At 73.8% G+C, this 18,482-nt stretch carries 14 protein-coding genes; 7 read left to right on the top strand and 7 right to left on the bottom strand.

The window, feature by feature from the left end:
- The first annotated feature begins 219 nt into the window (after positions 1–219).
- On the top strand, positions 220–1,188 hold the full coding sequence (locus FO059_RS15180) for a cation diffusion facilitator family transporter (protein WP_199256961.1): 969 nt from the start codon (positions 220–222) through the stop codon (positions 1,186–1,188).
- A 75-nt stretch (positions 1,189–1,263) separates the two neighbouring features.
- Here the strand turns inward: FO059_RS15180 and FO059_RS15175 are convergent, their stop codons facing one another.
- The 3 genes from FO059_RS15175 to FO059_RS15165 are packed head-to-tail and all read right to left on the bottom strand — an operon-like array spanning position 1,264 to position 3,987.
- Entirely contained in the window at positions 1,264–2,499 is a 1,236-nt protein-coding gene (locus tag FO059_RS15175; protein WP_143909822.1) for a S1C family serine protease, read from the bottom strand.
- A gap of 45 nt (positions 2,500–2,544) precedes the next feature.
- Complete coding sequence (locus FO059_RS15170; protein WP_143909821.1) at positions 2,545–3,342, bottom strand: site-2 protease family protein; 798 nt, start codon at positions 3,340–3,342, stop codon at positions 2,545–2,547.
- Positions 3,343–3,987 carry a hypothetical protein gene (locus FO059_RS15165; protein WP_233266644.1) on the bottom strand — a complete coding sequence of 215 codons (645 nt, stop codon included), beginning with the start codon at positions 3,985–3,987 and terminating at the stop codon, positions 3,343–3,345. It lies immediately after the preceding gene.
- 273 nt (positions 3,988–4,260) lie between these two features.
- On the opposite strand from FO059_RS15165, the gene FO059_RS15160 reads away from it, so the two are divergent.
- A complete protein-coding gene (locus FO059_RS15160) occupies positions 4,261–5,550 on the top strand; it encodes an adenylosuccinate synthase (protein WP_143909820.1) in 1,290 nt (429 codons plus the stop codon).
- 182 nt (positions 5,551–5,732) lie between these two features.
- Here FO059_RS15160 and FO059_RS15155 read toward each other — a convergent pair whose 3' ends face one another.
- The 4 genes from FO059_RS15155 to FO059_RS15140 form a co-directional block, all read right to left on the bottom strand.
- Complete coding sequence (locus tag FO059_RS15155) at positions 5,733–9,755, bottom strand: non-ribosomal peptide synthetase (RefSeq protein WP_143909819.1); 4,023 nt, start codon at positions 9,753–9,755, stop codon at positions 5,733–5,735.
- Entirely contained in the window at positions 9,752–10,006 is a 255-nt protein-coding gene (locus tag FO059_RS15150; RefSeq protein WP_143909818.1) for a phosphopantetheine-binding protein, read from the bottom strand. The genes FO059_RS15155 and FO059_RS15150 overlap by 4 nt, the downstream gene beginning before the upstream one ends.
- 99 nt (positions 10,007–10,105) lie before the next feature.
- A complete protein-coding gene (locus tag FO059_RS15145; RefSeq protein WP_143909817.1) occupies positions 10,106–11,857 on the bottom strand; it encodes a (2,3-dihydroxybenzoyl)adenylate synthase in 1,752 nt (583 codons plus the stop codon).
- On the bottom strand, positions 11,857–12,885 hold the full coding sequence (locus tag FO059_RS15140; RefSeq protein ID WP_143909816.1) for an ABC transporter substrate-binding protein: 1,029 nt from the start codon (positions 12,883–12,885) through the stop codon (positions 11,857–11,859). Before FO059_RS15140 ends, FO059_RS15145 begins: the two co-directional genes overlap by 1 nt.
- 234 nt (positions 12,886–13,119) lie before the next feature.
- Between FO059_RS15140 and FO059_RS15135 the strand changes: the two genes are divergently transcribed.
- From FO059_RS15135 to FO059_RS15115, 5 genes are all read left to right on the top strand, one after another.
- Positions 13,120–14,181: a FecCD family ABC transporter permease gene (locus FO059_RS15135; protein WP_143909815.1), complete on the top strand. Its 1,062-nt coding sequence runs from the start codon at positions 13,120–13,122 to the stop codon at positions 14,179–14,181.
- Positions 14,181–15,239, top strand: coding sequence for a FecCD family ABC transporter permease (locus FO059_RS15130; RefSeq protein ID WP_143909814.1), 1,059 nt, complete (start codon positions 14,181–14,183; stop codon positions 15,237–15,239). Before FO059_RS15135 ends, FO059_RS15130 begins: the two co-directional genes overlap by 1 nt.
- Entirely contained in the window at positions 15,236–16,174 is a 939-nt protein-coding gene (locus FO059_RS15125; RefSeq protein ID WP_143909813.1) for an ABC transporter ATP-binding protein, read from the top strand. The genes FO059_RS15130 and FO059_RS15125 overlap by 4 nt, the downstream gene beginning before the upstream one ends.
- Entirely contained in the window at positions 16,171–17,523 is a 1,353-nt protein-coding gene (gene fes, locus FO059_RS15120) for an enterochelin esterase (RefSeq protein ID WP_143909812.1), read from the top strand. Before FO059_RS15125 ends, fes begins: the two co-directional genes overlap by 4 nt.
- A 79-nt stretch (positions 17,524–17,602) precedes the next feature.
- Positions 17,603–18,370: a 2,3-dihydro-2,3-dihydroxybenzoate dehydrogenase gene (locus tag FO059_RS15115; RefSeq protein ID WP_143909811.1), complete on the top strand. Its 768-nt coding sequence runs from the start codon at positions 17,603–17,605 to the stop codon at positions 18,368–18,370.
- The last annotated feature ends 112 nt before the right edge of the window (positions 18,371–18,482 follow it).

Genomic DNA, 18,482 nt, shown 5'->3' with positions numbered 1-18,482 from the left:
GTGCGGACGCGGCCGGCCTGGACGATTCCTGAAGGTGAGCTGTGCACGCCGTCCCCGACTACGGCGGCGGCCGGCGCACGCGTGGCGCCGGTCACGGTCACGAACCTATAACACATCGGGGCGGCGCGTGGGGGAAAGGCGAATGCACAGACGGCGGGGCGGCGTGCGCGGCGCGAACGGCCCATTGACACATGCGAAACCATGCATATGATGAGCGGTATGGGGCACACGCACGAGCACGGCGCGCAGACGCACGGCGGCCACTCGCACGGCATCACCGCGGACGCGGACCGGCGGTACCTGTGGATCGCGCTGCTGCTGATCCTGGGGCTGATGGCCGGCGAGGTGGTCGTCGGTTTCCTCACCGGATCACTGGCGCTGCTCGCGGACGCGGGGCACATGGTCTCCGACGCCGCGGCCATCGCCCTGTCGCTCGGCGCGATGGCGCTCGCGGCGCGCCCCGCCTGGGGCTCCTACACCTTCGGGCTCAAGCGCGTGGAGATCGTCTCCGCGCTCATCAACGGGGCCACGCTGCTCCTGCTCGCCGTCTTCTTCACGGTGATGTCGGTGCTGAGGCTTCTCGACCCGCCGGAGGTCGAGGGCGGGGCCGTGGTGATCGTCGCGCTCGTCGGCATCGCGGTGAACCTGCTGGCCACGTGGTCGCTGAGCAAGGCCAACCGGCAGAGCCTCAACGTGGAGGGGTCCTTCCAGCACATCCTCACCGACCTCTACGCGTTCATCGGCACGGCAGTGGCCGGCACCGTCATCTACTTCACCGGCTGGGTGCAGGCCGACGCGCTGGCCTCGCTGTTCGTCGCCGCGCTCATGTTCAAGGCCGGATACGGGCTGCTGCGCGACGGCGGCCGCGTGGTGCTCGAGGCCGCTCCGCGCGGCGTCGACCCGGACGAGATCGGCCGGCGCATGGCCGGTCATCCGGACATCGACGAGGTGCACGACCTGCACGTGTGGGAGGTGACCTCCGGCTTCCCGTCGCTGTCGGCGCACGTGATCGTCGCGGACAGCGCGCCGTGCCACGCGGTGCGCGCGGAGCTGGAGCACCTCCTCCGCGACGACTTCGGCATCACGCACACCACGCTGCAGGTCGATCACGCGGCATCGCGCGGCGACCACCGCGGGCATCACGGCACGGACTGCCCCGAGCCGGTCAGCGGGGTGGACACGCACTGACCAAGCGAAAAATGCACATCCGGCCGCCCGGGTGTGCGGAAAACGCTTGGTGGACGGGCCCGACCCGCAACGCCGTCAGCCGGGCAGGCCCTCGTCGAGCGTGACGGGCGCCTGCTGGATCGCGCCGGCCGCGTCGACCCACTCGAGCACCACCACGTCGCCGGGAAGGTGGCGGTCGATCGCCGAGCTCAGGTCGTCGGCCCCGGAGATCCGCCTGCCGTCGAGCGCGGTGACGACGTCGCCCGCCCGCAGCGGCGTCGAGGACGCGGCGCTGCCGGGCACGATCTCCATGACGACGGCACCACGGGGGGGCTCGGCGGCGCGGCTGCGCACGCGCACGCCGAGCTGCGCGGTGGGGCCGACGTGCACCGTGCCATGCTGCGCGCCGCCGTTCCCGGGGCCTGCGGCCACCGCACCCAGGACCACCCTGGCCACGCCCAGCGCGTCGTCTATCGGCACCGCGTAGCCGCGGCCGCCCGACGCCTCGGCCTGCGCGGACTCGGACTTCGCGGTGTTGATGCCCACCACGCGCCCGGCCATGTCCACCAGCGGGCCGCCCGAGTCGCCGGGGTTGATGTCGGCGGCGATCTGGATGACGCCGTCGAGGTTCTCGGTGCTGCCGTTGCTGTCGGTGGCGCGGATCGACTGGTCGAAGGCGGTGACGGTGCCCGGCGAGGTGATGAGCGAGCCGGTGCCGCCGGCGTTGCCCAGGGCGATCACCGGCTGCCCCACGTGCAGTTCGCCGGCGTCGCCGAGGGCGGCGGCGGGCAGGCCCGACACGGCCGCGCCGCCGGAGCGGGCCAGCTGCAGGATCGCGATGTCCCGGGTGCGGTCGTAGCCGAGGACCTCCGCGTCGTAATCGGTGCCGGTGGACGGGTTGGTGACGGAGACCGACTGCGACCCGGACACCACATGGTTGTTGGTCAGTACCACGCCGTCGGCGGTGAGGATGATCCCGGTCCCGGCACCCCGCGTGCGCAGCCCGGCCACGTCGTCGGGGATGTCCGTCCACACCGTGACCGTGGTGGGGACGACCGCGGCGGCGACCTGATCCACCGTCGGGGCCGGGGGGAGCGCGGGCGCGGGGCCGCCGAGCGAGACCGACGTGCCTAGCGGTGCTCCCGCGTCGCCGAGAACCGGCGTGGTGGGCGACGCGGGCGCAGTGGCGGACGGCGACTGCGCCGCCTGCCGCACGGAGTCCCACTGCTCCAGCCCGAAGCCCGCCGCGCCGCCCACGATCACCGCGGTGATGATCGCCGCCGCCACCACGCGAAACGTCCCGTGGCGGCGCGGCCCGCGCGTCGGGCTCATGAGGCCAACACTACGGTGGTCCTCCGACGGGCACGCCGGGAATCGTCACGCCCAGAACCGGAACAGCATGTACCCGATCGCCGAAAACGCGCGGGGGACGCCGAACACCTCGACGATCCGGTAGATGATGTCGAAGAAGACCGCGTTGACCTGCCGGATGGTCAGCAGCGCGAACACGGCGATGATGCCGAAGGGCGCGAACTGCGCCACCGAACGGCGGGTCGACGGTGACAGGTGCGGCTCCAGCAGCGCGTAGCCGTCCAGGCCGGGGATGGGCAGAAGATTCAGCACGGCCGCCATCACCTGCAGGAACCCGAGGAAGGCGAGGCCGTAGACCACCCCGCGCGTCGCGCCGCCTGGGGCGCCCGCCTCGGTGCCCGCCAGGAAGTGCACCGACACCAGCAGCACGACCGCCAGCACTGCGTTGGTCAGCGGGCCGGCCAGGGAGATGCGGCGCCGCACCGCGGGTGAGAGGTGCCCCGTCTGCAGATACACCGCCCCGCCGGGCAGGCCGATCCCGCCGATCGCGATGAACAGCACCGGCAGCAGCAGCGAGAGCACCGGGTGTGTGTAGCGCAGCGGATTCAGGGTGAGATAGCCGCGGGCGGCCACGTCCGTGTCGCCGTGCCGGTAGGCGGTGTAGGCGTGCGCGAACTCGTGCAGGCACAGCGAGATCACCCAGCCGCCGACGACCATGAAGAACACGGCCACGCGCATGGCCGTGAGGCTGCCCTCCAGATTCCACGCGGCGACGCCGGCCGCCGCGGTGGCCGCGACGATGGCGAGGAACAGCGGGCTGGGCCGGACGCCCGGGCCCCGCAGGGATCTGGACCGGACGTGCACTCAGCGCACCGACAGCCAGTCGACGTTGTGCCGGTAGAACGTGGAGCGCTTGAGCCGCTTCGGCTCGGGCACGCCGTCGCGTGTCACGGCGATGGCGTCGCCGCCCGTCTGCGCGGCCCTGCCCTCGATCCACTTGCGCCGCATCCGGCCCAGCCGCGCGGCGCGCAGTCCCGGCGCATGCCCCGTGGGATGGATTTCGATGCCCGCGGCATCACCGCTGAACAGCGCGCGATGGTCCACGTAGGTCTCCCCGGTGAGCCGCCCCCCGTCCGGGCCGGTGAGCCGCGCGCACCCTACGAGAACCACGCCGAGGTCGTCGCGGATCAGCGGGGTGGCATGGGCGGTGCCCTCCAACGCCGCACGGCCGGCCTTGGCCCCCTTGTCGAGGCCGTGGATGCGCGTGGCATCGGTGCGCGCGGCGGGGACGAAGGCGACCTCCACGTCGAGCCGCTCGGACCGCAGCAGGTGGGTGAGCACCGCGGCGAGGGCGGCGTCCTGCCCGGCGACGATGATGATGCGCTCCGGCATCTCGGTGCGGGGCAGGTGCTCGGCCAGCTCCTCGCGCGTGGGCACGTCCGAGACGACCACGGCGCCCTCGGGGGGCAACGTGACCGGGATCGGGGCGTCTCCGCATCGCAGCAGCACGGAGTTCATCGTATCGGCTCGGCGGGCGGCCGACATCGGCAGCCGTACCGGCCGGTAGTAACGGCGCCGGCGCGCGGCCGCCCGCCACGCCCGGAGGTGCTGGAAGGAGTGGCCGCCGGGCGCTGGGATAAAGTGAAGCACCGGCTGTGCTCGGGGACCCGCGCGTTGGATCACGGCGCCGGAAAGCGGCGCCCGCTCAGGTTCCCGGCATCCGCAAACCGAACATCACGGTCCCGGCCGCCAAGCCCGGGACCGAACGTAGTAGGAGACACGATGCCGGCGATCGTTCTGATCGGTGCCCAATGGGGCGATGAGGGCAAAGGAAAGGCCACCGACCTGCTCGGCGGGCGGGTCCAATGGGTGGTGCGATACCAGGGCGGCAACAACGCCGGGCACACCGTGGTCCTCCCCAACGGGGACAACTTCGCGCTCCACCTGATCCCCTCGGGCATCCTCACCCCGGGCGTCGGCAACGTCATCGGCAACGGCGTGGTGGTGGACCCCGCCGTGCTGCTCGACGAGCTGGCCGGCCTGGAGGACCGCGGCGTCGACACCTCGTCGCTGCTGCTCAGCGCCGACGCCCACCTGCTCATGCCGTACCACGTGGCCATCGACAAGGTCACCGAGCGGTTCCTGGGCAACAAGAAGATCGGCACGACCGGCCGCGGCATCGGGCCCTGCTACCAGGACAAGATCGCGCGCGTAGGCGTGCGCGCGGCAGACGTGCTGGACGAGAAGATCCTCACCCAGAAGGTCGAGGCGGCCCTGGAGCTGAAGAACCAGATCCTGGTCAAGGTGTACAACCGCCGCGCGCTCGACCCGCAGCAGGTGGTCGACGACGTGCTCGCGCAGGCCGAGCGCTTCCGCCACCGCATCTCCGACACCCAGATGACCCTGGGCGCGGCGCTCGAGCGCGGCGACAACGTGCTGCTCGAGGGCTCGCAGGGCACGCTGCTGGACGTCGACCACGGCACCTATCCGTACGTGACGTCGTCCAACCCGACGGCGGGCGGCGCCGCGGTGGGCTCGGGCATCGGGCCCACCCGGATCACCACGGTGCTCGGCATCCTCAAGGCGTACACCACGCGCGTGGGCTCCGGCCCGTTCCCCACCGAGCTGTCCGACGAGTGGGGCGAGTACCTGGCCAAGCACGGCGGCGAGGTGGGCGTGACCACCGGCCGCGCGCGCCGCTGCGGATGGTTCGACGCGGTCATCGCCCGCTACGCCACCCGCATCAACGGCATCACCGACTACTTCCTCACCAAGCTCGACGTGCTCTCCGGGCTCGAGACGGTGCCGATCTGCGTGGGCTACGAGATCGACGGCAAGCGCGTCGACGAGTGGCCGATGACCCAGACCGACATCCACCACGCGGTGCCGGTGTACGAAGAGCTGCCCGGGTGGTTCGAGGACATCACCCACATGCGCACGTTCGAGGAGCTGCCCGCCAACGCGCGCCGGTACGTCGAGCGCATCGAGGAGCTCGCCGGCGCGCCGGTCTCCTGCATCGGGGTGGGGCCCGGGCGCGACGAGACGATCGTCCGCCGCGACGTCATCCACTAGCGGTTTCCCCGCCGGGGTCGGCATCGGAATTGTCGGCCCCGGAAGTGCGGCCCCCGGTCCGAGCACCTGCTAGGTGACCCGCGCACGCGTTATCGGCGTTGCGGCGGGATCCGGTGCTCGGACCGGCAGGGGCCGGCGTGTCGGGGGACGGCCCGCCGATACAGCGGGCGCCCGGGGCGGCACTACCCGCCCTGGGGTTCCCCCTGCCGCAGCCGCTCCGCCAGCACGGGGCCCACGGTGTCCAGTGCGGCGGCCCGGATCATCTCGGGGTGCGTCAGGGGCAGATCGTGGCCCTCGACGACGCCGGACACGTGCGGCTTCCAGGAGTCGCGGTGCAGCCAGGACTCTGCGCGGGGGGCGGCCGCGGTGAAGAACAGCACGTCGCCCTTGAACACCCGGTGCTCGTGCTCGCGCATGAGCCGCGCGTTGTTGGTGACGATGTCGATCACCGCGGACAGCGTCGCGTCGCCCAGGCTGCCCAGCGCGCTCCCGCCGCGGCGCAGCCGGTCCATGACGGCGGCCCGGCCGGATCCGGGCCCCTCGTCCGGATCCTGGCCGGCCATGTGCAGCAGCGCCCGGAGCGCCTCGTCCTCGGTGGGCGCCTCGAGCCCGCGCCACTGGTCGCCCGGGTACGCGTCGAGCAGGGTGAGCGACGCGACGGTGCCGCCGGACTGCTGGATCTGCACCGCCATCTCCTGCGCGATCACCCCGCCGACGGACCAGCCCAGCAGGTGGTAGGGGCCGTCGTCACCGGAGTCGCGGATCGCGGCCACGTACTCGGCGGCCATGGCCTCGATGCCGGCGGGCAGGGCGCCGCGCCCGTCGAGCCCGCGTGCCTGCACGGCAATCACCGGCCGCCCGGACGGCAGCCGGCGCGCGAGCCCCGCGTAGCACCAGCCGAGCCCGCCCGCCGGGTGCACGCAATACAGCGCAGGGCTCGCTTCGCCTGTGCCGTCGGACGTTCCCGCGCCCGAACGCAGCGGGAACAGCACGTCGAGCGAGCGGTCGGGCGCGTCGGCATCGAGTTCCGCGGCGAGTGAGCGGGCGTCGGGCGCGGCGAAGACGGTGCCGACGCCGAGTTCGGCGCCCAGCTCGTCGCGGAACCGGCGCACCAGGGCGACGGCGGCGAGGGAGTGCCCGCCGAGGTCGAAGAAGTCCTCGGTGGGTGAGACGGATCCGAGTCCCAGCACGTCGGCCATGAGCTCGCACAACGCCTGCTCGCGCGGCGAACGCGGTGCTTCGGATGCGGTGCGCCCCGCGTTGCCGTCGGCCTCGGGGGCCGGCAGCGCGGATCGGTCGAGCTTTCCGTTGGCGGTCACCGGAAGCGCGGCGAGGGGAACGATGTGCGCGGGCACCATCGCCGCGGGAAGCCGCTCCGCCAGGCGCCGGCGGACGGCGGCCGGGTCGATCTCCGTCCCGGCCTCCGGCACCGCGTAGCCGACGAGCATCATCGGGCCGTCCCCGCCGGTGCGGGCCGCGACGACGGCCGCCTGCGCCACCCCTCCGAGCCCGCGCATCGCTGCGGCGATCTCGGCAGGTTCGATGCGCACGCCGCGGATCTTCACCTGGTCGTCGTCGCGCCCCAGGTATTCGACCGCGCCGTCGGGCCGCCTGCGTGCCTGATCGCCCGTGCGGTACAAGCGTTCTCCCGCGCGCCCGAACGGGTCGGGGATGAACCGCTCGCGGGTGAGGTCGGGCCGGTGCAGATAGCCGTCCGCCAGCTGCACACCCCCGAGGTACAGGTCGCCGGCCACGCCGGGCGGGGCGGGACGCATCGCCGCGTCCAGCACGTGCAGCCGCGTGTTCCACACGGGGTGTCCGATCGGGACCGTCGCCGATCCCGCCGCGTGTCGCCACCAGCTCACGTCCACCGCGGCCTCGGTGGGCCCGTACAAGTTGAACACGGGCGCGCCCAGCAGCGACTCCGCGGTGTCCGCCAGACCCGCGTCGAGTGCCTCTCCGCTGCACACGATCCGGCGTAGCGGCGTCGTGCCTGAGCGGTCCGCAAGGGAGGGTTCGCCGCAGAACGCCTCGAGCATCGACGGGACGAAGTGGATCGTCGTGATGTCCTCGCCCGCGATGAGCCCGGCGAGGTATGCGGGGTCGCGGTGCCCGCCCGGCTCGGCGAGCACCAGCACGGCCCCGGTCATCAGCGGCCAGAAGAACTCCCACACCGACACGTCGAAGCCGGACGGGGTCTTCTGCAGCACGCGGTCGCCGGCGTCCAGGCCGAAGGCGTGCTGCATCCACGCGAGCCGGTTCACGATGGCCCGGTGGCCGACCACGACGCCCTTGGGCGCGCCGGTGGACCCGGAGGTGTAGATGACGTAGGCGGGCCTGTCGAGCAGGTCCGCGGGCCGGGTGACGGGTTCCGCGGGCGCGGCGAGCGCGGCGGCGACGGCGGGATCGTCGAGCCGGACGACGGGTGCGGCGGGGGTGCCGGGGAGCAGGTCCGCCTCGGCCCCGGTGGTGACCACGCACCCGGGGCCCGCATGGTCGAGCAGGTAGGCGATCCGGCCGTCGGGGTAGTCGGGGTCCACCGGCAGGTAGGCGGCGCCGCACTTGAGCGTCGCCACCAGCGCCACGACCAGCTCGAACGAGCGGGGGAGGGCGACGGCGACGATGTCGCACGGCGCGCCGGCGGGTGTGTCCCCGCCGCCGATGCCGTGCTCGCGGCGCAGCAGGGCGGCGAGCCGGTCGGCGCGCGCGTCGAGCTCCGCGTAGGTGAGGGACTCGCCGCGGAAGCGCAGCGCGGGCGTACCGGGGGTGCGCCGCGCGGCGGCCTCGATGCGGTCGATGAGTGTGGCCGGGGCGACGTCGTGCCCGGTGTCGTTGCAGTCGGCGATCATCCGCAGCTCGGCGCGGGTGGCGACGTCCAGCCGCCGCACCGGTCCGGTGGCGGATCCCGTCGCGGCCCGCGTGACCAGCTCATGCAACCGGGCGTGGTGCGCGGCCAGCTCGTCGGGGCTGTAGAGGCGCGGGTTGGCGGTCATGTCGAAACCCAGGGCGCCGCCGGGTGCCGCCGTGTGCACGGTCAGCTCGATGTCCTCCACCGGCCCCGCCGCAAGGTAGTGGACGGCCGCGCGCCTGTCGCCGAAGCGGAGCGGGTACCCGAACGGCTTGATGTTGATCTGCGGCCCGGACAGCCGGCGTGCCCCGCCGACGAGGCCCAGGTCGCGGCGCAGGTCCTCGTGCCGGTACCGCTGGTGCGCACGGGCGGCGGCGATGCCGTCGTGCACGGACCGGGCGAGCGCGGGCAGGTCGTCGGCGGCGCCGATGGTGAGCGGCAGCGGCAGCACGTTGACGGTGGTGGTGGGGACTTTGGCGGCGGCGGAGCCGGTGCGCGCGAGGACGGGGAGCCCCAGCACGACGTCCGCGGAACCGGTGATCCGGCCGACGTAGGCGGCGGCCGCGGCGAGCGTCAGCTCCGGCCAGGCGACGCCGTGTGCGCGCGCCGCCGCGTCCAGACCCTGCGCCGTCTCCCGCGGCAGTGCGCCGTCGTGCCGGAGCACCTCGCGGGCGGCGGGCTGCGCGCGGTCGGCCAGGCTGACCGCGTCTCCGAAGCGGCTCAGCCGGTCCGCCCAGAACCCCCGGTCCGTCGCGAAGTCCGGCGACGCGCGGTAGGCGTCCTCCTCCGTGATCAGCGTCTCGACGGGGGCGAACGGGCTCGCCGGCGGCTCTTCCCCGCGCTCGTACGCGGTGAACACCCGCGCGGTCCTCCGGATCACCGACGAGAAGCCGAAGCCGTCCAGGACGATGTGGTGCGCACGCAGGTAGAGCAGCACGTCGCAGCAGCCGCCGCCTACGGCCGCCGAGCCCAGCGGCAGGAGCATGGCGGTGAACAATCCGCCGCGCTCGAGGTCCGGCACCTCCGCCGTCGCCTCGCGCATCACCTGCTGCGCGGCCGCCTCAGGGTCGGGCTCGCCGGACAGGTCGAGGATGCGGACGGGGTCGTCGAACGCGGCCCCCAGCACCTGCCGGGGTTCCCCCGCGGCGGCCGGTCCTGCGGTGTCGAATCGCGCGGTGAGCGTGCCGGTTTCGGCGACGACGCGGCGCAGCGAGCGCTGGAGCAGCGCCAGCGCGGCCGCGTCCATCGGGCCGCTGATGCGCACGTACTCGGCGCAGTGGAATGCCGGGCTGCCGGGGTCGCGCTGCTGGGCGAACCAGATCCCCGACTGCGCGCGGGTCAGCGGCAGCGTGCTCATGCGCCCGGGCGGTCGCCGCGGGAGACCAGCGCCAGCCACGCGTCCAGGGACGGCTCCTCGATGAGCTCGACGAAGCCGACCTCCACGCCGCGCTCGTTCCACCGCGTCACCAGCGTCATCATCCGCATCGAATCGATGCCGAGCTCGAGCAGGTCGTCGTCGCCGGCGAGCGTGAGGACCTCCGGGTCCTCGAGGATCTCGCTGACGTCTCGCCGCAGCTCGTCCAGGGTCGCCGGCAGGGGGGTGGTCATGCGGGTGCGCCGCCTTTCGCGATCGGGATTCTTACGGGAGGGACGGAAGCAGCTCGGGGGTCGGCACGGGCCGGCCCCCGAGCTGCTCCGGCCCGCGGGTCAGCCGGCGGCCCGGGATTCGGCCAGGGCGCGCCGCAGCTGCGCCCTGCTGATCTTGCCCACGCCGATCACCGGGAACTCGTCGACGATCTCCACGAGGTCGGGGATCTTGTACGCCGCCAGGCCGTCCCGACGCAGGTAGCGGGTGACGTCCCGGGGTGCGAGCGGGGGCGTGCCGTCCTCCTGCGACGGTTCCGGCGCCCCGTGGCGGGGGATGACGAACGCGCACGTGCGTTCGCCCAGCGCGTCATCCGGAACGGCGACGACGGCCGCGTCATGGATGCCGGGGTGGGCGAGCAGGCGTCCTTCGACCTCGTCGGGCGAGATCTTCTCCCCGCCGCGGTTGATCTGCTCCTTGGCGCGGCCCACCACGACGAGGTTGCCGTCGGGCCGCAGCACGGCCAGGTCGCCGGTGCGGTAGAAGCCGTCGTCGGTGAACGAGGTCAGGTTGGGGTCGGCGGGGGAGCCGGAGCCGGGAACGGACGGGTCCGCGGCGCCGCCGTCTCCGCGGACGGGTTCGAAATACCCGCGCACGGTGTAGGGGCCGCGGGTGAGCAGTTGCCCCGGGCTGCCCTGGGGCACCGGGCTTCCGGCGTCGTCGACGATGCGGATCTCGTCGGCGGCCGAGCACGGGCGGCCCTGCGTTCCGACGAGCACGTCCTGCGGGTCGTCCAGGCGCGTGTAGTTGATCAGTCCCTCGGCCATGCCGAAGACCTGCTGCACGGTGGCGCCCAGCTCGGGGCCGACGCGCCGCGCCAGCTCCGTGCCGCAGGCCGCCCCGCCGATCTGCAGGACCTCGAGGCTGGAAAGGTCGCGGTCGGTGGATGCCGCGGCGGCCAGCCACGTCAGCGCCAGCGGGGGGACTGCCGAGGTGATGGTGACCCGCTCCGCCTCGATGAGTGCGAACACCACGTCCGGGCTCGGGACGTGCGCGAGGACGACGGTGGCGCCGGCGTGGAAGGCGCCGAGGATGCCGGGGGAGACGAACGGGAAGTTGTGCGCCACGGGCAGCGCGCCCAGGAACACCGAGCGCGCGTCCAGCGGGCAGGCGTCGAGGCTCTCGCGGATCGCGCACAGGTAGTCCTCGTGGCGGCGCGGGATCAGCTTGGGCACGCCCGTGCTGCCGCCGGACAGCTGCAGCAGTGCCACGTCGGAGGCGGCCGGTGGCGAGGGGAGCGCGTCGGCTGCGGTGCCGGCGTCCACCGGTGGATACAGCGCATCGAGCCGCTGGAAACCGTGCGACTCGCCGACCCGGCCGGGTTCACCGGCGACGATGACGTGCCGCAGCCGGGGCAGGTCCGCGGAGATCTCCGCGGCGAGGCCGCGGTAGTCGAACCCGAGGTGCTTGTCGGCCACGATGTAGGCGACCGCGTCGGTGTGGGCGCAGAATTGCGCGATCTCGGTGCGCCGGTGCGCGGGCAGCGCCAGGACGGCGATCGCGCCCAGGCGCAGCAGGGCGAAGAACGTCTCGACGAACTCCGCGCCGTTGGGAAGCTGCACCACCACGTGGTCGCCGCGCCGGATGCCCGTGCGCTGCAGGCCGGCCGCCAGGCGGTCGACGCGCGCCGCCAGATCGCCGTAGCTCAGCCGCGTCTCGCCCGCGACGAGCGCGAGCCGGTCGCCGTGCTCGGCGGCCCGCGCGCTCAGCACGTCGCAGAGCGTCTCGTCGCGCCAGAGCCCTTCCGCGCGGTAGCGGTCGGCGTACTCGCCGGGCCAGTCCGGGTAGCGGGGCCGCGTGGTGGTGCCCGCCATCAGTTCGCCATCGCCGTGTCGACGTCGTCGAGCATCGCGGTCGCGGCGAGCGGGCCGCCCAGGCTCATCCACATCGAGCCGTCGACGGTGCTGACGTGGCCCTCCTGGACCGCGTTGAGCGCGGCGAACGACGGGCTGGCCATCGCTGCGTCGAGCGCGTCGACGTCGTTGCCCTGGCCGGAGAGGGTGCCGACGAAGATCCAGTCGCCGTCGATGGCGTCGAGGTTCTCCATGCTCAGCGGCATGCTGTGCTGCGCGGTCTCCTGCTGGGCCTCGGGGCGCTGCACGCCCAGGTCGTTCAGGACGGAGCCGGCGAACGTCCCCTTGTTGATGGTGCTGGGCCCCTTGGGGTTCCAGCGCACCACGCTGACCACCGAGTCCGAGGCCGGGCCCAGGTCCTGCTGCACCGTCTCGATCTTGGCCTGGTAGTCGGCCATGAAGGCCTGCTGCTGGTCGGTGCGGCCGAGGGCCTGCGCGATGTTGGCGAACGCGTCCTTCCAGTTGTCGCCCACCTGGAACGTCACCACGGTGGGCGCGATCTGGCGCAGGCGGCTGAGCACCTGCTGGTCGCGCACCTGGCCGGCGAGGATGACGTCCGGGTCGGCCTTGATGACCTTGTCCAGCTCGGGGCCGGTGACGGTGCCGACCATGGTGATGTCCGCAGCCTTGTCGCCCAGGTAGCGCGGGGCGCCCTCCTGGCCGCGGCCGGCCGTCGCGCCCACCGGCGTCACGCCGAGGGCGAGCGCCGAATCGAGGTCCAGCTCGCTGAGCGTCACGACGCGCTGCGGGTCCGCGGGCACCTCCACCTCGGTGCCGGTGGCGTCGGTGACGGTGACGGACTCCGAGGAGGCGGGCGACGCCGCGTCGGCCTCGCCGGACCCGCCGGACCCGCTGCCGCACGCGGTCAGCGCCAGCATCAACGCCATGAGGGCGGTGAACAGCGCGGCGATGCCGGACCGGCGGCGCAGGCCGCGGCCGGTGCGGCCTCGGGGCGCGGGGTGGGCGCCGGGGATCGTAGAGTGCGGCATGGATGCTCCGTAGTCTGGTCGTGATGGACGGTCTGGTCGTGTTGGACGCGCGCCTGCGCCGGACGCGTTCGTGCGGATTCGTGTGGCCCGGGGACGCGGCGTGCAGCCCGACCATGTCGTCCCGCTGTGTGCGGGGGCACTTCGACCCCGCCGCACCGGTTAGCTTAGGCTAACTTCATGGTCGTCGATCATGCTGCCACGGACCGCCGCCCCGGCGCCAGGGGGGTGTCCCCTATGAGGTTGGGCGGCAAGCGGAACCGCTTCGGAGCGCGGCGTCACGCGGTGTTCGCCGCCCTGCTGCTGGCGGCGGTGCTGCTGGCCGCCGGGGCGTCTCTGCTGTTCGGGTCCGGCGACACGGGCATATGGCGCGCCGTCCAGTTCCTGGTGGGCGCCGGGGACGCCCGCGCCGACGACCACCTGCGCGTCGTCGTGATGGACCTGCGCCTGCCGCGGACGTTCGCGGCGCTGCTGATCGGCGTGGCCCTGGGAGTGGCCGGCGCGCTGCTGCAGGCGGTCACGCGCAATCCCCTCGCGGAGACGGGGCTGCTCGGCGTCAACGCGGGCGGCGCGCTGGGGGTGGTCTCGGGCATCATGCTCGGCGCCGCAGGGACCGGCACCGCGAGGCTCGGCTGGGCGTTCGCCGGCGCGCTCATCGTCAGCGCGGTGGTCCTGCTCATCGCCGCCAAGGGCAGCGGCGGAGCCTCGCCGCTGCGCCTGGTGCTCGCCGGCGCGGCGATCGGCGCCACCGTCCGCGGCATCACGGCCTACCTGCTGCTGGGCAAGCAGGCCAGCTACGACGAATACCGCTGGTGGATCCTCGGCTCGCTGTCCGGGGTGTCGGGGGAATCGGTCGTCGACGTGCTGCCGTTCGTGATCGTCGGCGTCGTCATCGCGCTCGCCTCCGCGCGCCCGCTGTCGGCGCTGTCGCTGGGCGACGAGACCGCGCGGTCGCTGGGGCACCGTCCCAAGCTGATCCGCACGGTCGTGGTCGTCTCGGTGACGCTGCTGACGGCGGCGTCGGTGGCAGTGGCGGGGCCGGTGGCCTTCGTCGGGCTGCTGGCCCCGTACATCGCCCGCGCGGTGGTGGGCACGGCGATGGTGCCGCAGCTGATCTTCGCGGGGCTCGCGGGCGCGCTCGCCGTGCTGGTGGCGGACGTGGCCGCACGGTTGGTGATCGCCCCGTACGAGGCGCCGGTGGCGGTGCTGCTCGCGCTGATCGGCGCGCCGCTGCTGATCATGCTCGCCCGCTCTCCCCGGCTGCTCACGCTGGGCGCGTCGAAGCAGGGGGCGCTGTGATGTCGGCCGGGACGCGCACGGCGGCGCATCCGCCCGACGGCCACGTCGTGCGGGCGGGCCGCTACTCGGTGGTGCTCGCGCGGCGGGGCAGCCTGGTCGTCGCCGTCCTGGCCCTGTTCGCGGGCGCGCTGGTGGTGGTGTCGCTGCTCACCGACTCGGCGGGTTTCGGCACCGGGCAGCTTCTGTCCGGGCTGTTCGGCCAGGCGAGCGACGGCGTGAACCTGCTTGTGCAGCAGATTCTCCTGCCCCGGGTGATCTGCGCGGTGCTGGCCGGGGCGGGCCTGGGGGCGGCCGGATGCCTGTCGCAGACCCTGGCGCGCAACCGCCTGGCCACCCCCGACATGCTCGGCGTCAGCGAGGGCGCCACCACCGCCATGCTCGCCGTCGCGGGCGCCAGCGTCACCGGACTCGTCGGCGCGTGGTGGGCGGGGCCCGTGGGAGCCGCCGCGGCCGGGCTGGTCGTGGTGCTTCTGGCCGGCGGGATGGGCCATGCCGGCTACCGGGTCCTGATCGTGGGCGTCGCGCTGACCACCATGCTCTCGTCGGTCGTCCAGCTGGTGCTGGCCACGCAGAACATCAACTCCGCGGGCGGCTCGTTCCTGTGGACCATGGGCAGCCTCAACGGCCGCGGCTACGAGACCGCGGTGCCCGTCGCCATCGGTCTGGCCGTGCTGTTCCCGCTGGCCCTTCTCACCGCACGGCGGCTGGGGGTGCTGCGGCTCGACGATGCCACCGCGGCGACGCTGGGCCTGCGGCCGGACCGGACCAGGCTGGCCGTGCTCGCCGTGGCGGTCGGAATGGCGGGCCTGGCCGTCGGCGTCGGCGGGCCCATCGGATTCGTCGCCCTGGCCGCGCCGGTGATCGCCTCGCGCCTGGCCGGGCCCGCGCGCGTGCCGGTGCTGTCCTCGGCGGTGATGGGCGCGGTGCTGGTGGTGGCCGCCGACCTGGCCGCGCGGGTGATCGCGCCGGTCGAGATCCCCGCCGGCGTGGTCACCGCCGTGCTGGGCGGGCCGTTCCTGCTGTGGGTGCTGTTGTCGCGAGAAGGAGGAGGCCGATGAGCGAAGCGCAAGCCGCCGCACCGGGCGACGGAGCCGGTGGCGCCGGCTGGAGCCTGGAGGTCTCCGGCCTCAGCGCGGGCTATTCGGGCGCGCCCGCGGTGCGCGACGTGTCGTTCACCGCGGGCGCCGGGCGCGTCGTGGCGATCGTCGGGCCCAACGGCTGCGGCAAGTCCACGCTGCTGCGGTCGATCGCCCGCCTGCACAAGCCGACGGCGGGATCGGTGACGGTGGGCGGCGAGGACCTCTGGCGGATGCGCCCGCGTCAGGCGGCACACCGCGTGGCGCTGCTGCCGCAGTCGCCGCAGGCGCCCGAGGCGCTCACCGTGGCGGGGCTGGTCGGCTACGGACGGCATCCCCATCAGGGGCTGTTCCGGCAGTGGTCGGTCCGCGACGAGCAGGCGGTCGCCGCCGCGATGGACGCGACCAACACGACGCCGCTCGCGGGCCGACGCCTCGACGAGCTCTCCGGGGGCCAGCGGCAGCGCTGCTGGTTCGCCATGGTCATGGCGCAGGAGTCGCCGGTGCTCCTGCTGGACGAGCCCACCAGCGCTCTCGACCTGGGCCACGCGGCCGGCGTGCTGGGCCTCGCCCGCGGCGTCGCCCGCGCCGGCCGGACGGTGGTGATGGTGCTGCACGACATCGGCGCCGCCGCGCGGTACGCGGACGACGTGCTGGCGATGCGCGACGGCGAGGTGGTCGCGTGGGGCCCGCCCGCCGAGGTGGTGGATGCGGCGCTGGTGCGGGCGCTGTTCGACATCGACGCGGACATCCTCACCGCGCCCAGCGACGGCGCGCCGGTGGTGGTCACCAAGGAATCCGCCGATGCCGCGGGCCCGGCTGATGCCGCAGGCCCCGCCGATGCCGCAGGTCCGGCCGATTCCCCGGGGCCGTCCGAGCCCGCCCGGGTCGCGGAGGCGGCGGCGGTGCGGGCGTGACGCCTCGCGACGGGGCGGGCGCCATGCCGGGCCATGCCGTGCCGCCGCGACAGCGACGCCCGGCGCCGGCCCCGGTGGCGGACAGCCCCCGCGTCGGCCGCCTCGTCCGCGACGTCGCGGACGGCGGGGCCAGGGTGGTGGACGCGTTCTGGGCGGAGGCCGCGGCGGCGGGCACGCCGTTGATCGAATCCGTCCCCGGCGGCGACGGCGCGTCCGGCGACGAGGTGATCGCCACGTTCCTCTGGCGCGGTGCGGGCGGCGACCGGGGCGCGACCGCGCTGGTGAACAAGCTGCACGACCGCGCGAACCCCGAGGCGTCGCGGATGCGGAGGGTCGAGGGCACCGACGTGTGGTGGCTCGGGTACCGGCTCCCCTCCGACTGGCGCGGCAGCTACCAGTTCATGCCCGACGTGGCGCAGGACGGCGGCGCCCCGACCGTGACCGCCGCGGCGGCCGTCCCCGACCCGCTCAACCCGCACCGGCTCGCGCAACCCGGCGGCGCCCCGGACAAGAGCGTGGCGGCGATGCCGGACGCCCCCGACCCCGGCCACCTGGAGACGGAGCCGGGCACCCCCGCGGGCCGAGTGGTGGAGCACGGCTTCACCAGCGCAGCGCTGGGGAACCGGCGACGCGTGTGGGTGCACACGCCGCACGGCTACGACGGCCACGGAGAGGGCGACGGTCCGTACCCGCTGCTGGTGCTGCTGGACGGGGCCGCCTGGTTCGAGACCGCGCCGATAGCGCCCGCGCTCGACCGCCTCTACGCGGAAGGCGCGCTGCCCCCGGCCGTCACGGTTGGAGTGGACACGCTGGGCGCTTCCGTGCGCGGGGAGGAGCTGACCTGTCACGAACCGTTCGTCCGGTTCGTCACCGACGAACTGCTGCCGTGGGTGGAACGGCGATGGGCGGTCACCGGGGATCCGGCCCGCACGGTGATCGCGGGGCAGAGCCTCGGCGGGCTGGCCGCGGCGTTCATCGCGGGTGCGGCGCCGGAGCGCATCGGGTGCGTGCTGGCGCAGTCTCCGTCGCTGTGGTGGGGAGGCCGCGAGCGGAGCGGGAACGAGCACGGCGGGAACGCGCCGGGTGCGGCGGCACAGGGTGCGGGCGGCGCCGCGCGGCGCGAGTGGCTCACCGACTGGTATGCGCGGCGCGAGCGGCTTCCGCTGCGGTTGTACCTCGAGGTGGGCTGCGACGAGTGGGTGAACCTGGCCCCGGCGCGCCGGTTCCGGGACGTGCTGAGAGGCAAGGGCTACCCGCTGGACTACCGCGAGTTCAGCGGGGGGCATGACAACGCCTGCTGGCGGGTCGGGTTGGCGGGCGGCCTGCAGTCGATTGCGCGCCACTGGTAGCCGGACCCGTTGGGGGGCTTGGCGATTCGCTGATGTGTCTGTTAGGTTAGGCTAACCAAAAGCGTTGATCGGAGGGTGCATGGATGCTGCCGAGTTCGCGGGCCGGGTGGCCGTCGTGACCGGGGCCGCGAGCGGCATCGGCGCGGCGGTGGCCGCCGCGCTCACCGCGCACGGCGCCGTCGTCGCGGCCCTGGACCTCGACGGTGCGGCGGCCGACGCCGCGGTGTCGGCCGGTGGGCGCGGATACGCCTGCGATGTCACCGATTCCGCCGCGGTGGACGCGGTGGTCGCACGCATCGAGGCGGAGCTCGGCCCCGTCGAGATGCTCGCCAACGTGGCCGGGGTGCTGGCCACCGGCGACGTCGTCGACACCTCCGATGTGCAGTGGTCGCGCCCGTTCGCGGTGAACACCACCGGCGTGTTCACCGTGTCGAGGGCGGTGGCCCGCATGATGATCCCGCGCGGCGGCGGCGCCATCGTCACCGTCGGGTCCAACGCGGCGGGCGTGCCCCGCGCCTCGATGGCCGCCTACGGCGCGTCCAAGGCCGCAGCGACGATGTTCACCAAATGCCTGGGACTGGAGCTGGCGGAGCACGGCATCCGGTGCAACGTGGTCTCGCCCGGATCCACCGACACGCCCATGCAGCGGGGCATGTGGGGCGACGGCAGGGGAGCCGAGTCCGTGATCGGAGGCACGCCTGAGAAGTTCAAGGTGGGGATCCCCCTGGGGCGCATCGCCGATCCGGCCGACGTCGCCGACTCCGTGCTGTTCCTCCTGTCCGACAAGGCGCGGCACATCACGATGCACGACCTCTACGTGGACGGCGGCGCGACGCTCAAAGCATGACCCGGTCCGGGCCGCATCGACTGTCCACGGCCCCGCACACCGCACGACTGCACCGCACTGGATTCATGACTGCACCGCACTGGATTCACTACTACACCGCATTGGATTCACG

The sequence above is a fragment of the Tomitella fengzijianii genome (genome assembly GCF_007559025.1).
Classification (GTDB): domain Bacteria; phylum Actinomycetota; class Actinomycetes; order Mycobacteriales; family Mycobacteriaceae; genus Tomitella; species Tomitella fengzijianii.
The sequence above is the reverse complement of the archived record's forward strand: the minus strand, read 5'-3'. Positions and strand labels throughout refer to the sequence as shown.